This is a genomic window from Derxia lacustris (assembly GCF_002105195.1).
In the GTDB taxonomy this organism is placed as follows: domain Bacteria; phylum Pseudomonadota; class Gammaproteobacteria; order Burkholderiales; family Burkholderiaceae_E; genus Derxia; species Derxia lacustris.
In genome coordinates this window covers 91,234-105,209 of sequence record NZ_MUHU01000002.1, presented here as the reverse complement: position 1 = coordinate 105,209, position 13,976 = coordinate 91,234, and the positions used below count along the sequence as shown (strand labels likewise).

The following is a 13,976-nucleotide window of genomic DNA, read 5'->3' as shown; positions in this document are numbered from 1 at the left end:
ATCTCCCCACGCATGAACTATCCCCATCCGATCATCGCCCGCGAGGGCTGGCCTTACCTCGGCGGAACCTTCGCCGCGGCGCTCGTCGTGCAACTGCTGGCGGGCTTCTGGATCGCGCTGCCGATCTGGATCGTCTTCCTCTTTGTGCTCCAGTTCTTCCGCGATCCGCCCCGGCCCATCACCGCCGAGCCCGGCGTGGTGCTGTCGCCGGCCGACGGCCGCATCGTGGCGGTCGAAAAGGTGCGCGACACCTATGCCGACCGCGACGCCATCAAGATCAGCGTGTTCATGAACGTGTTCAACGTGCACAGCAACCGCGCCCCGGTCGATGGCCAGATCCGCGCCATCCGCTACTTCCCGGGCAAGTTCGTCAACGCCGATCTCGACAAGGCCTCGCTCGAAAACGAGCGCAATGCCGTGGTGGTCGACACCGCCGACGGCAAGACCGTGACCTTCGTGCAGGTGGCCGGGCTGATCGCGCGCCGCATCCTCTGCTACGTGAACGTCGGCGACACGCTGGCGCGTGGCCAGCGCTACGGCTTCATCCGCTTCGGCTCGCGGGTGGATGTGTATCTGCCCACCGATGCGCGGCCGGCCGTGACCATCGGCGAGAAGGTCAGCGCCACCACCACCATCCTCGCGCGGTTCTGAGCCATGGCGCTGCGCAAGAACAAGCTCCGCCTGCCCACCGGCCGCAGCGCGCGCCGCGAACCGCCGTCGGCCGCGCCCGCCGCCGCACCCGAGGCGGTCGAGCGGCCCCGGCGGCGCGGCATCTATCTGCTGCCCAACCTGTTCACCACGGCGGCGCTGTTCTGCGGCTTCTACGCCATCGTCCAGGCGATGAACCAGCGCTTCGACCAGGCCGCCATCGCCATCTTCGTGGCGATGGTGCTCGATTCGATGGACGGCCGCGTCGCGCGCTGGACCAACACGCAGAGCGCATTCGGCGCCGAATACGACTCGCTGTCCGACATGGTCAGCTTCGGCGTCGCGCCGGCGCTGGTGGCCTATGAATGGAGCCTGAAGGGGCTCGGCAAGCTCGGCTGGATCGCGGCCTTCATCTACGTGGCCGGCGCGGCACTGCGGCTGGCGCGCTTCAACACCAACATCGCGGTGGTCGACAAGCGCTTCTTCCAGGGTCTGCCGTCGCCGGCGGCGGCGGCGCTGGTGGCCGGCTTCGTGTGGGTGATGAACGACTACGGCGTCGACGGCGACACGCTGCGCTGGCCGGCCTGGGGCATCGCCATCTACGCCGGCCTGTCGATGGTGTCGAACGCGCCGTTCTACAGCTTCAAGGACGTCAACTTCAAGAAGAGCGTGCCCTTCATCGCAGTGTTCGCGGTGGTGCTGTTCTTCGGGTTGGTGGCCTATGACCCGCCGACGGTGCTGTTCGGCATGTTCTGCCTGTACGGGCTGTCGGGCTTCGTGCTGTTTGCGCGCCGCATGCTGCGCGGCCGCGCCGGGCCGCTGATCTCGACCGAGCCCGAAAGCGAGTCCGGCAGCGGCAGCGCCAAGGATGCCGAGGATGCGGCCGGCCGCTGAGCCGTCCGCCGCAACGCTGCCGCCGCACTCGGCAGCGTTGCAATGAAGCGGTATTCGCCATGCCTCTTGCGGCTTGCCGGGCCCGGTTTCATGGGCTACAGTCGCCCGACCATGCAAGCCCGCGCCGCCATCCTCTCGATCGAAGCCATCGCTCCCCGCGATGCGCTGGCGCTCGGCCTTCTGCTGCTTCTGCGCCCCGCGCGCAGATAACCCCACCCCCACAATTTGGCAGTACCACGCGCCTTCCCGGCTGGTGAAGGCGGGGCAAACCATCGCCTGACTGCCGAACGCAACCCGCCGCCCGAGCACAATCCCCCCCCGCACACCAAATACGTTTCGCGCCGGACGACCGCATTTCCCGAGACCTGCGCGCCCGCGAAGCGATCCACCCCCAGGGAGCCCACGATGGCCGACAAGCTGATCATTTTCGACACCACCTTGCGCGATGGCGAGCAAAGCCCCGGCGCCTCCATGACGCGCGAAGAAAAGCTGCGCATCGCGCGCCAGCTGGAGCGCCTCAAGGTCGATGTGATCGAGGCCGGCTTCGCCGCCAGCTCCAACGGCGATTTCGAGGCGATCCGCGCGATCGCCCAGACCATCAAGGAATCGACCGTCTGCTCGCTGGCGCGCGCCAACGACCGCGACATCGCCCGCGCGCTCGAAGCCGTCGCGCCGGCGCCGCGCCGCCGCGTGCACACCTTCATCGCCACGTCGGCGCTGCACATGGAGAAGAAGCTGCGCATGACGCCCGAGCAGGTGCTCGACCAGGCGGTGCGCGCGGTGAGCTTCGCGCGCAACAGCATCGACGATGTCGAGTTCTCGCCCGAGGACGGCTACCGCTCGGACCCCGACTTTCTGTGCCGCGTGCTCGAAGCCGTCATCAAGGCCGGCGCGACCACGCTCAACATCCCGGACACGGTCGGCTACGGCGTGCCGGCGCTGTACGGCGAGTTCATCCACATGCTGCGCGAGCGCGTGCCCAACTCGGACAAGGCGATCTGGTCGGTGCATTGCCACAACGACCTGGGCATGGCGGTCGCCAACTCGCTGGCCGGCGTCAAGATCGGCGGCGCGCGGCAGGTGGAATGCACCATCAACGGCCTGGGCGAGCGTGCCGGCAATACCGCGCTCGAAGAGATCGTGATGGCGGTGCGCACGCGGCGCGACTACTTCGATCTGGAGCTGGGCATCGACGCGAGCCAGATCGTGCCGGCGTCCAAGCTGGTGTCGGGCATCACCGGTTTCGTGGTGCAGCCGAACAAGGCGGTGGTCGGCGCCAACGCCTTCGCGCATGCCTCGGGCATTCATCAGGACGGCGTGCTCAAGGCGCGCGATACCTACGAAATCATGCGTGCCGAGGACGTGGGCTGGGCCGCCAACAAGATCGTGCTGGGCAAGCTGTCGGGCCGCAACGCGTTCAAGCAGCGGGTGCAGGAGCTGGGCATTCCGGTGGAGAGCGACACCGACCTGAACGCCGCCTTCACGCGCTTCAAGGATCTGGCCGACCGCAAGAGCGAGATCTACGACGAGGACATCCAGGCGCTGTTCTCGGCCGACGGCGTGGACGGCGTGGAGCAGGAGTTCTACAAGTTCGTGTCGATGTCGCAGTACAGCGAGACCGGCAAGCGGCCGAGCGCGCGGGTGCGCTTCACCGTCGGCGGCGCGGAAGTGAACAGCGAGGCCGCCGGCAACGGTCCGGTCGATGCGTCGATTCGCGCCATCGAGGCCGAAGTGGGCTCGGGCGCCGAGATGGTGCTGTACTCGGTCAACGCGATCTCGGGCGGCACCGAGGCCCAGGGCGAAGTGACCGTGCGCCTCACCAAGGCCGGCCGCATCGTCAATGGCGTGGGCACCGATCCGGACATCGTCGCGGCCAGCGCCAAGGCCTATCTGTCGGCACTCAACAAGCTGCACGACAAGACCAAGCTGAATCCGCAGACCGCCGAGGAAGACAACATCTGACGCGGGTCGCGGGCGCCGCAGGCTGCGCGGCGCCCGCCGCCGGTCAGCGCCGGGCGGTGCCGGCCGCCGGCGGGCCGGCTTGTTGCGATACCAAGGCGATCCGGGTTCCCGATCGCCTGCCATGAACCAGTCCACCGAATCGCCTGCGGGCCGCGGCCGTGCCGGCGCGGCCCGCACGACCGTCATCGTGCTCACGCACAACCGGCGCGATCAGGTGCTGGTCACGCTGGCGCGGCTGCTCGATCTGCCCGAAGCGCCGCCGGTGCTGCTGGTCGACAACGCTTCCAGCGACGGCACGGTCGAGGCGGTGCAGGCGCGCTTTCCGCGCGTGGAGGTGGTGCGCAGCCCCTGCAATCTGGGCGCGGCCGGCCGCAATCTGGGCGCCGAGCGCGCCCGCACTGCCTACATCGCCTTCTGCGACGACGACTGCGAATGGCAGCCCGGCGCACTCGCGCGCGCGGCCATGCTGTTCGAGGCCTTTCCGGCCGTGGGCGTGCTGTGCGCGCGGCTGCGACTGGGCAATGCCTCGGGCATCGAGGATCCGGTCAGCAGCCTGATGGCCGCCAGCCCGCTCGCGGCCGACGGTCTGCCGGGCCGCCCGGTGCTCGGTCTGGTGGCCGGCGCCTGCGTGATGCGGCGCGATCTGTTCGTGGCCATGGGCGGCTATCGGCGCGAGCTGACCGGCGCCGGCGCGCAAACCCTGTTCGCGCTCGACTGCGCCGCGGCGCGCTGGCTGCTGCTGTACTGCCCCGAGCTGATCGTGACGCGCCGGGCACCGGCCGCGCCGGCCGCCGCGCGCTGGCAGCAGGCGCGCGACCGCGTCTGGCTGGCCTGGCTGCGACTGCCGCTGCATCTGGCCTTGCGCGAAACCGCCGCCGGCCTGGTCGAACTGGCCCGCGCCGGCCACCTGTGGCGCGGCGCGCTCGGCCTGTGGCGCGACGGCGCGTTTGCGCGCGCGGAGCGCCGCGTGCTGCCGTCCGCGCTGCTGCGCGACTGGCGCCTGAGCGAGCGACTGCGCCGGCGCAGCGAGCGCGCGGCGGCGCGCGCCGAGGCCGCCCGCCGCGCCAGCCCGGCCGCTATCGGCGCAGCGCTGGCCTGCGACGACGCCCTGGCCCGGCTGCGCCGCAAGGCCGGCAGCGCCGCCGCCGAGCCGGCACTGCCGCCCGACCCGGCCGGCGGCATCTCGCGCTCGGGCGATCTGCATTCCTGAACCATCCGGCGCGCCCAATGCAAACGGCGCCGCACCCCGTGAGGAGTGCAGCGCCGTTTCATGCTGAGCGGCTGCGGCCGATCCGGCCGCAGCGCCCGGCCATCAGGCCCGTGCGGCTTCCGGCAGCGGCTCGCCCGGCGTCACCGGTGCGGCATGCTTGAGCGTGGCTTCGGCATCGAGTTCGTCTTCCACGCCGTGGGTCAGCACGCGTTCCATCTGGGCGTGGTCCAGTTCCTTCTCCCACTTAGACACCACGATGGTCGCGACGCCGTTGCCGATCAGATTGGTCAGCGCGCGCGCCTCGGACATGAAGCGGTCGATGCCGAGGATCAGCGCCAGACCCGCGACCGGAATGGTGGGCACCGCCGCCAGCGTCGCCGCCAGCACGATGAAGCCCGAACCGGTCACGCCCGACGCGCCCTTCGACGTGAGCAGCAGCACCGCGAGGATGGTCAGCTCCTGCATCAGCGTCAGGTCGGTATTGGTGGCCTGGGCCACGAAGATGGCCGCCATCGTCAGGTAGATCGCCGTGCCGTCCAGGTTGAAGGAATAGCCCGTCGGCACCACCAGCCCCACCACCGGCTTGGAGCAGCCGAGCTTTTCGAGCTTGACCATGATGCGCGGCAGCGCCGATTCCGACGACGAGGTGCCCAGCACGATCAGCAGCTCCTCCTTGATGTAGGCGACGAACTTGAAGATGCTGAAACCGGCCCAGCGCGCGATCGCGCCCAGCACCACGAAGATGAACAGCAGGCAGGTCAGGTAGAAGCTGCCCATCAGCTTCATCAGCGGCAGCAGCGAGGCCACGCCGAACTTGCCGATGGTGAAGGCCATCGCACCGAAGGCACCGATCGGCGCGAGCTTCATCACGAAGCCGATGACGATGAACAGCGTGTGGCCGAATTCCTCGATCAGCTTGACCAGCGGCTTGGCGCGCTCGCCGGCGGCGCTGAGCGCAAAGCCCATCAGCACCGACAGCACCAGCACCTGAAGAATCTCGCCCTTGGCGAAGGCGTCGACGAAGGTCGACGGGATCAGGTTCATGAAGAAGTCGACCGTGGTCTGCGGCGACGCCTTCGACGTGATCGCGGTCAGCGCCTTGGTGTCGAGCGAGGCCACGTCGGCATTCAGCCCGACGCCCGGCTTGAGCACATTGACGACGACCAGCCCGAGCGCAAGTGCGAGCGTGCTCACCACCTCGAAATACAGCAGCGCCTTGCCGCCGACGCGGCCGACCTTCTTCATGTCTTCCATGCCGGCGATGCCGACCACCACGGTGCAGAAGATGATCGGCGCGATCAGCATCTTGATGAGCTTGATGAAGCCGTCGCCGAGCGGCTTGAGGTCGGCGCCCGTGGCGGGCCAGAAGTGACCGAGCGCAACACCGAGCGCGATGGCCACGAGCACCTGTGCGTACAGGCTTTTGTAGAGCGGTTTCTTCAAGGCTGTCTCCCGTGCGCGGCGTTGCGGTCCGGGCGGACAGCCGCTGCATCTGTGCGCGGATGTTAGGCAGCCGGCGGGCGCCGCGACATGTCGGATTTCCACAGCGGCCGGGCGCTGCGCGGCGGCTGGCGCAGCGGTTCGGAGCGGTGCGCGGTGCGCGGTGTGCGGTGTGCGGTGCGGTGCGGTGCGGTGCGGTGCGGTGCGGTGCGGTGCGCGCCGGCGGGTCAGCGCTTGCGGCCGGCGGCGCGCGCGCGCTTCCACGGCGCGGGCAGGGCGAGCAGCGCGCGCGCGCGCCGGGCCGCCTCGGGCCGGGCGGCGGCGATGGTGCCGCGGGCGGCGCCGGCCAGCGCGGCGGCGGTCGGGCTCGACGGCAGCAGATCGAGTCGTGCGGCGGCCACGGCGTTGTCGTTCATCTCGCCGAGCACGTCCTGCAATTGCGCCAGCGCCTGGCGCTGCGCCGCGACGGCGTCGGGCGCGAACAGCGCGCCGTACATGTCGAGCGCGTAGCGCAGCCGCTTGATGGCGATGCGGAAACGGTGGCGCGCATCGGCATCGTCGCCGTCGAGCGCCGCGACCGTGTCGCGGGCGCCGTCGCGCGCGAGCCGCAGTTCGCGTTGCGCGAGCCGCGCGGTGCTGCTGCCGGTCTTGCCGGCCAGCCGCAGCGTCAGCCCTTCGAGCGCCAGCATGCTGCGGGCGAAGGCCGGCGTGGCGAGCGCGAGCCGCAGTTCGGCCCATGCCTGGTCGCGGTCGGCGGCGAGGCGGGCGTCGAGCGCCGCGCGCACGTCGGCATCGGAATAGTCGTCGTCGCGCGGCGGCGCGGCAGGGCGGGCGAGGGGCGGTGGGCTGGCCGGCGCCGCCGCCGTCTGGCGCGCGAGCTGGGCGTCGAGGCGCGGCAGCGTCTGGCCGGTGAGCACATCGAGGTCGCGGCTGCGCCCGAGGCGCTGGCCGAGTTCGCGCAGCGGCGCGCGCAGGGCGGCGGCGCGGCGCGGCAGCAGCGCACGCGCATGGCGCAAGGCCACGCGCAGCCGGCGCAGCGCCACGCGCGCCTGATGCACGAGTTCGGCATCGTCGGTGCCGGCGCGGATCGATGCGGTGTTGAGCAGCAGCGCCTCGTGGCAGCGGCCGATCGCCGCCGCGAGCGTGGCTCCGGCCGGCGCGGCGGCATCGGCATCGGGCAGCGCGGGCTTCACCGCCTGCACCGGCTTGCGGTCGGCCAGCGCCAGTCCGCGCGCGGCCTTGCTGCGCGGCTCGGGGATGAGCGCGAGGTCGGCGGCGAGCCGCTCGGCAAAGTCGACCACCCGGCGCGCGTCGCCCTCGATCAGCTCCAGCTCCACCTCGCAGATGGGCGCGCGGCGGGCCCGCTTGCCGCTGCCGGCGCGCAGCTCGCCGCGGTCGATGGCCAGCTCGAAGCGGGTGCCGTCCTTCAGCCGCAGCAGCCGCGCCTCGCGCTCGAAATCGGTGTCGAACACCGGCGCCAGCCGGGGCGCGAGCCGGTCGAGCAGCGCGCGCACTTCTGGCGGCAGATCGGTGAAGGCGGCCAGTTCCAGCGCCGGACCGGCCACCGGCAGTTCCCATTCGCCGCGCGCGCTCAGGCCCGAGGCGCTGCCGGGCGCGGTCTTGAGGGTTTGCAGCCAGCGCTCGCCGCTCCGGCGCAGCCGCAGCGCAGCCCGGCCGCGCGCCAGCTCGCGTTCGGGCGTGTCGAAATAGCGGTTGGCGAGCCGGTGGATTTCGGCTTCGCCCTCGGCAAAGCGCTCCACCAGCGGATGGCAGCGCAGCCGGGCGACATCGTCGGGCGCGATGGCGAGCTTGAGTTCGATTTCGTTCGCCATCGGGTCTCCTTCGACAGGCTTATTGCACGGTGATCGTGCGCGCCGCGATCACTTCGCGCTTGGGCAGCACCAGGGTCAGCACGCCGTTCTCGAAGCGCGCCTCGGCGCGGCTGTCGTCCAGATCGGCCGGCAGCGCAAAGGCCCGAGCGTACTGAGTTGCGTAGCGTTCCGTATGAAGCACCTGATCGCCTTCGTTCAGCGTGCGCTCGTTGCGCGCCGTGGCCTCGATCGACAGCCGCTTGCCCTCGACCTTGATGCGGATGTCTTCCTTGGCCACGCCGGGCAGGTCGGCCGTCACCTCGTAGGCGCGGCCGCGATCCACCACATCGACGCGCGCCTTGGTGACCAGCGCTTCCGGCGCGGCGTTGCGCGCGGCCACGGTGCGCGGCACGAAAAGATCGTTGACCACGTCGTCGAAGAACGACAGGAAGGGGTCGCGGACAACGGCGGTGCGGACGGTCGGGTTCATGACTTGATCTCCTTGGGCGGTGACGCCGGACTGGCGCCGATGCCTGGAAAATGGGCGCCGCGCCGGCCGCTTCAAGATCTTGAAATTGCGTCCTGCAAACCCGAGATGCGGCCGCTTATGTGCTTTCGGCATAGCGCTATTGCCGCAATTACCTAGGGGCCGGCTAGGTGCTGACTTATCCTCGCGCCTCCGCCCGGTCCGCCTTCCGGGTCGCCACGCCGGCGCTGCCGCGCGCCTGCGACCGTCGGCACCGACAGCCCCTCCTTCTCCCGACGACCATGCCGCAGGCTTCCCCCCCACGCATTTATCGGTACACCGAGTTCGACCAGCAGATGGTCGACGAACGCGTCGCGCAATTCGCCGACCAGATGGCGCGCAACCTGCGCGGCGAACTGGCCGACGACGAACTGCGCCCGCTGCGCCTGCAGAACGGCCTGTACATCCAGCGCCACGGCCCGATGCTGCGCGTCGCCATTCCCTACGGCGTGCTGGCGGCCTATCAGCTGCGCGGTCTGGCGGCCATCGCGCGCAAGTACGACCGCGGCTGGGCGCACTTCAGTACCCGCCAGAACCTGCAATACAACTGGTTCAGGTTCGAGGACACGCCGGCGATGCTGGCCGATCTGGCGAAGGTGCAGATGCACGCGATCCAGACCTCGGGCGCCTGCGTGCGCAACATCACCACCGACGCCTTTGCCGGCGTGGCGCCCGACGAGCTGGTCGATCCGCGCCCGATCGCCGAGCTGCTGCGCCAGTGGAGCACCTTCCATCCCGAGTTCGCCAACCTGCCGCGCAAGTTCAAGATCGCCATCAGCGGCACGAAGGACGACCGCGCCGCGATCTCGGTGCATGACATCGGCCTGCAACTGCGGCTCGAAGACGGCCGGCTGGTGGCCGACGTGTACGTGGGCGGCGGCATGGGCCGCACGCCGATCATCGGCAGCCTCATTCGCCGCAGCCTGCCGTGGCAGCACCTCGTCACCTACATCGAGGCGACGCTGCGCGTGTACAACCTGCACGGCCGGCGCGACAACCTCTACAAGGCGCGCATCAAGATTTTGGTGAAGGCGCTTGGCGCGGCCAAGTTCGCCGAAGAGGTCGAGGCCGAATGGCAGCACCTCAAGGACGGTCCCGGCACCCTGCCGCAGAGCGAGCTCGACCGCATCGCCGCCGACTTCACGCTGCCCGACTACGAAACCCTGGCCGACGACTTCGACGTGGAAGGCGAATCGCTGGCCTTCCAGCGCTGGGCCACGCGCAGCGTGCGCGGCCATCGTCAGGCCGGCTACCGCGCCGTCACCATCTCGCTCAAGAGCCGCGAACTGCCGCCCGGCGATGCCACGGCCGACCAGCTCGACGTGGTGGCCGCGCTGGCCGACGAGTTCAGCGCCAGCGAGCTGCGCGTGACGCATGAGCAGAATCTGGTGCTGCCGCATGTGCGCGCCATCGACCTGCCGGCGCTGCATGCGCGGCTGGCCGAGCACGGTCTGGCCACGCCCAATGTCGGCCTCATCACCGACATCATCTGCTGCCCCGGCGGCGATCTGTGCGCGCTGGCCAATGCCAAGTCGATCCCGATCGCGCAGGCCTTGCAGGCGCGCTTCGACGATCTGGACTACCAGCACGACATCGGCGAGATCAGCCTGAACATCTCGGGCTGCATCAACAGCTGCGGCCATCATCACGTCGGCAACATCGGCATCCTCGGCGTCGATAAGCATGACGAGGAGTGGTACCAGGTCACGCTCGGCGGCGACTACGGCGCCTCGCCCGAGCAGGCCCGCATCGGCACCATCATCGGCCCGAGCTTCGCGGCCGATCAGGTGCCTGACGTGGTCGAGAAGATCGTGCGGCACTACCTCGTCAACCGCGAAGGCGAGGAGGAGCGCTTCGTCGACACCTTCCGCCGCATCGGCATCGCATCGTTCAAGCAGGCCGCCTACGCCGAGGAAGAAGGAGCCGCCAATGTCTAACGTCATCACCATCCTTGGCGGCACGCCGGCGCTCGTCATCGACGACTGGACCCGCATCGAGGATGCCGCTGCCGGCATTCCGGCCGCCGGCAAGGTCATCGTGCCGCTGGCCTGGGCGCTCGACCATGCCGACGAGCTGCGTGCGCGCGGCGACTTCGGCATCTGGCTCAAGCCCGACGACGTGGTCGAGACCGCAGCGCCGCTGCTCGCCAGCGCCGCCGTCGTGGCGGTGCAGTACCTCAAGTTCGTCGATGGCCGCGGTCATTCCATCGCCTGGCTGCTGCGCAAGCGGCTCGGCTACACCGGCGACGTGCGCGCCTTTGGCGACGTGCGCCGCGACCAGCTCTACAACCTGCGCCGCAGCGGCTTCAGCAGCTTCGTGCTGGCCGAGGGCCAGAACGCCGAAGCCTCGCTCGCGTCGTTCAAGGCCTTCAGCGGCGCCTACCAGCTGAGCGCCGACGGCCGCGCGCCGGCCTGGCTCGCCGGAACGCTCGCTTGAGCACGGCGCCTGCCCGCGCCATCACCGGAGCCACCGCATGACCGCCCCCACGCCCAACATCGACCTCGCCATCCTCGACGCGCGCGAAGCCTCGGCGCTTGCCACGCTGCGCGCAGCGGCGGCCGAGCAGCCCGCCGTGTTCTCGACCAGCTTCGGCGCCGAGGACATGGTCATCCTCGATCTCATCGCGCGCCACGGCCTCGACATCGCCAGCTTCACGCTCGATACCGGCCGGCTCAACGAGGAAACCTATGCCGTGATGCAAGCCGCCGAGGCGCGCTACGGCAAGGTCGTGTTCACGCATTTCCCCGACGCTGCCGCCGTCGCCGCGCTGGTCGCGAAGAACGGCATCAACGGCTTCTACGACTCGGTCGACAACCGCAAGGAATGCTGCGGCGTGCGCAAGATGCAGCCGCTTGCAAAGGCGCTCGCCGGCAAGAAGGCCTGGGTCACCGGCCTGCGCGCGGCGCAGTCGGTCACCCGCACCGACACCCCGGCGCGCGAGTTCGACGACGCGCGCCAGCTCACCAAGTTCAACCCGCTGGTCGACTGGAGCGAGGCCGAGGTCTGGGCCTACATCCGGCGCCACGACGTGCCGTACAACGCACTGCACGACCGCTTCTTTCCGAGCATCGGCTGCGCGCCCTGCACGCGCTCCATCACCCCCGGCGAGGATGTGCGCGCCGGCCGCTGGTGGTGGGAGAACCCCGAGTCGAAGGAATGCGGCCTGCACGTCAAGGACGGACAGGTATCGCCATTGAAATTCAAAGCCAAGGAATCCGCATGAACGCCGTCGCAGCGCGCTCGCTGAGCCATCTCGACTGGCTCGAAGCCGAAGCCATCCACATCATGCGAGAGGTGGCCGGCCAGACCACCAATCCGGTGCTGCTGTTCTCGGGCGGCAAGGACTCGATCGTGATGCTGCATCTCGCCACCAAGGCGTTCCGGCCGGGCAAGTTCCCGTTCCCGCTGCTGCACATCGACACCGGCCACAACTTCCAGGAAGTGGTCGATTTCCGCGACTACCGCGCCGCGCAACTCGGCGAGCGGCTCATCGTGCGCACGCTCGACGACAGCATCGCCGCCGGCCGCATCGTGCTGCGCTCGCCCGACGAGCTGCGCAACAAGCACCAGAGCGTCACGCTGCTCGACGCCATCGCCGAGTTCGAATTCGACGCCTGCCTGGGCGGCGCCCGGCGCGACGAGGAGAAGGCGCGCGCCAAGGAGCGCGTGTTCAGCTTCCGCGACGAATGGGGCCAGTGGGACCCGAAGAACCAGCGGCCCGAGCTCTGGAACCTGTACAACGCGCGCGTCGCCAAGGGCGAGAACATGCGCGTGTTCCCGATCAGCAACTGGACCGAGCTCGACGTGTGGCAGTACATCGCGCGCGAAAAGCTCGAAGTGCCGAGCATCTACTTTGCGCATGAGCGCGAGGTGGTGCGGCGCGGTGAATCGCTGCTGCCCGTCACGCCGCTCACGCCGGCCAAGGACGGCGACAAGGTGGAAGTGGTCAGCGTGCGCTTCCGGACCGTTGGCGACATCACCTGCACCTGCCCGGTCGCGTCCACTGCAAAAAATTACGAAGAAATCCTGGCCGAAACCGTGGGCGCCACGCTCACCGAACGCGGCGCGACGCGCATGGACGATCAGACGTCCGAAGCGTCGATGGAACAGCGCAAGAAGGAAGGCTACTTCTAAGGTGCCATGACAATGAATCTTCACGACACCCATCAAGACGCCGACCTCGGCGTGCTGCGCTTCCTCACCTGCGGCAGCGTCGACGACGGCAAGAGCACGCTCATCGGGCGCCTGCTGTACGACACCAAGACCATCCTCGACGACACGATCGCCACGCTCGAACGCAACGCGAAGAAGAAGGGCCTGAGCGCCATCGACCTGTCGCTGCTGACCGACGGCCTCACGGCCGAGCGCGAGCAGGGCATCACCATCGACGTGGCCTATCGCTACTTCGCCACGCCGACGCGCAAGTTCATCATCGGCGACGCGCCGGGCCATGAGCAGTACACGCGCAACATGGTCACGGCCGCGTCCACCGCCGACGTGGCCATCCTGCTGGTCGATGCGCGCAAGGGCATCCTGCCGCAGACCCGCCGCCACGCGACCATCGCGTCGCTGCTGGGCATCGGCCAGCTGATCGTCGCGGTCAACAAGATGGACCTGGTCGGCTACGACCAGGCCGTGTTCGACCGCATCGATGGCGAGTTCCGCGAATGGCTGGCGCTGCATGCGACCACGCCGGCCGAGGTGCACAGCGTGCCGCTGTCGGCGCTCGAAGGCGCGATGGTCGTGAACCGTGGCGTGCCGCAGGAAGACTCGGACGAAGACGCGCAGCCGCTCGGCTGGTACACCGGCCCGACGCTGCTCGAACTGCTCGAAGCCGCGCCCAGCACCCAGCTCAAGGCCGATGCGGCCTGGCGCTTTCCGGTGCAATGGGTCTGCCGCCCGTCGCAGAGCGATTTCCGTGGCTACGCCGGCCGCATCGAGGAAGGCACGATTGCCGTCGGCGACGAGATCGTCGTGCTGCCGTCGGGCCGCCGTTCCAAGGTCGTGCGCATCGGCTTGGGCGAAGCCGAGCTTGCCGAAGCCTTCGCCGGCCAGTCGGTGATGCTGTCGCTGGCCGACGAGGTCGACATCTCGCGCGGCGACATGTTCGTCAAGGCAAGCGAAGGCGTGCCCGAAGGCCGCCAGCAGATCTCGGCCACCGTGAGCTGGCTCGGCCACAACGCGCTCGACCCGCGCCGCAGCTACATCCTTCGCCACACCTCGCGCGAGGTGAAGGCCAAGATCGCGGCGGTCGAAAGCAAGCTCGATCTCGCCAGCCTCACCTGGTCGCCGAGCGACCAGCCGGTCGCGCTCAACGACATCGCCAAGCTGAGCATCAAGACCCAGCAGCCGCTCGTGGCCGATGCCTATGCCGAGAACCGCGTGACGGGCAGCTTCATCCTCATCGACGAAGCCACCAACGACACCGTGGCCGCCGGCCTCATCGCCTGAAAGCGCAGCCTCTCCTCCCATGAGCAATACGCCT

The 13,976-nt window shown here is 69.3% G+C and carries 12 protein-coding genes; 9 read left to right on the top strand and 3 right to left on the bottom strand.

Going from position 1 to position 13,976, the window contains the following annotated elements:
- Positions 1-12: 12 nt before the first annotated feature.
- The 4 genes from B9P64_RS02280 to B9P64_RS02265 all read left to right on the top strand — a co-directional run bounded on the left by B9P64_RS02280 (position 13) and on the right by B9P64_RS02265 (position 4,714).
- Positions 13-651: a phosphatidylserine decarboxylase gene (locus B9P64_RS02280; protein WP_085314659.1), complete on the top strand. Its 639-nt coding sequence runs from the start codon at positions 13-15 to the stop codon at positions 649-651.
- 3 nt (positions 652-654) lie between these two features.
- A complete protein-coding gene (pssA, locus tag B9P64_RS02275) occupies positions 655-1,542 on the top strand; it encodes a CDP-diacylglycerol--serine O-phosphatidyltransferase (RefSeq protein ID WP_085314658.1) in 888 nt (295 codons plus the stop codon).
- 405 nt (positions 1,543-1,947) lie between these two features.
- Positions 1,948-3,504, top strand: a complete 1,557-nt coding sequence (locus tag B9P64_RS02270) for a 2-isopropylmalate synthase (protein WP_085314657.1) — start codon at positions 1,948-1,950, stop codon at positions 3,502-3,504.
- Between the two features lie 121 nt (positions 3,505-3,625).
- Positions 3,626-4,714 (top strand): glycosyltransferase family 2 protein, encoded by a 1,089-nt coding sequence (locus B9P64_RS02265; protein WP_139826104.1) that lies wholly within the window; start codon positions 3,626-3,628, stop codon positions 4,712-4,714.
- A 102-nt stretch (positions 4,715-4,816) separates the two neighbouring features.
- Here the strand turns inward: B9P64_RS02265 and B9P64_RS02260 are convergent, their stop codons facing one another.
- The 3 genes from B9P64_RS02260 to B9P64_RS02250 all read right to left on the bottom strand — a co-directional run bounded on the left by B9P64_RS02260 (position 4,817) and on the right by B9P64_RS02250 (position 8,455).
- Positions 4,817-6,157, bottom strand: coding sequence for a dicarboxylate/amino acid:cation symporter (locus B9P64_RS02260; RefSeq protein ID WP_085314656.1), 1,341 nt, complete (start codon positions 6,155-6,157; stop codon positions 4,817-4,819).
- Between the two features lie 224 nt (positions 6,158-6,381).
- The gene (locus tag B9P64_RS02255) at positions 6,382-7,986 is read right to left on the bottom strand and encodes a CYTH and CHAD domain-containing protein (protein WP_085314655.1); all 1,605 of its coding nucleotides are present in this window, start codon (positions 7,984-7,986) and stop codon (positions 6,382-6,384) included.
- 19 nt (positions 7,987-8,005) lie between these two features.
- Positions 8,006-8,455, bottom strand: a complete 450-nt coding sequence (locus tag B9P64_RS02250; protein ID WP_176256689.1) for an Hsp20/alpha crystallin family protein — start codon at positions 8,453-8,455, stop codon at positions 8,006-8,008.
- Positions 8,456-8,757: 302 nt separating this feature from the next.
- On the opposite strand from B9P64_RS02250, the gene B9P64_RS02245 reads away from it, so the two are divergent.
- From B9P64_RS02245 to B9P64_RS02225, 5 genes are read left to right on the top strand one after another with little or no spacing between them, the layout of a single operon-like run.
- A complete protein-coding gene (locus tag B9P64_RS02245; protein WP_085315076.1) occupies positions 8,758-10,428 on the top strand; it encodes a nitrite/sulfite reductase in 1,671 nt (556 codons plus the stop codon).
- The gene (locus tag B9P64_RS02240; protein ID WP_085314653.1) at positions 10,421-10,927 is read left to right on the top strand and encodes a DUF934 domain-containing protein; all 507 of its coding nucleotides are present in this window, start codon (positions 10,421-10,423) and stop codon (positions 10,925-10,927) included. The genes B9P64_RS02245 and B9P64_RS02240 overlap by 8 nt, the downstream gene beginning before the upstream one ends.
- Positions 10,928-10,964: 37 nt before the next feature.
- Positions 10,965-11,714, top strand: a complete 750-nt coding sequence (locus B9P64_RS02235) for a phosphoadenylyl-sulfate reductase (protein ID WP_085314652.1) — start codon at positions 10,965-10,967, stop codon at positions 11,712-11,714.
- Positions 11,711-12,625, top strand: a complete 915-nt coding sequence (gene cysD / locus B9P64_RS02230; RefSeq protein ID WP_085314651.1) for a sulfate adenylyltransferase subunit CysD — start codon at positions 11,711-11,713, stop codon at positions 12,623-12,625. Before B9P64_RS02235 ends, cysD begins: the two co-directional genes overlap by 4 nt.
- Positions 12,626-12,637: 12 nt before the next feature.
- Complete coding sequence (locus B9P64_RS02225) at positions 12,638-13,942, top strand: sulfate adenylyltransferase subunit 1 (protein ID WP_085314650.1); 1,305 nt, start codon at positions 12,638-12,640, stop codon at positions 13,940-13,942.
- Positions 13,943-13,976 lie beyond the last annotated feature (34 nt).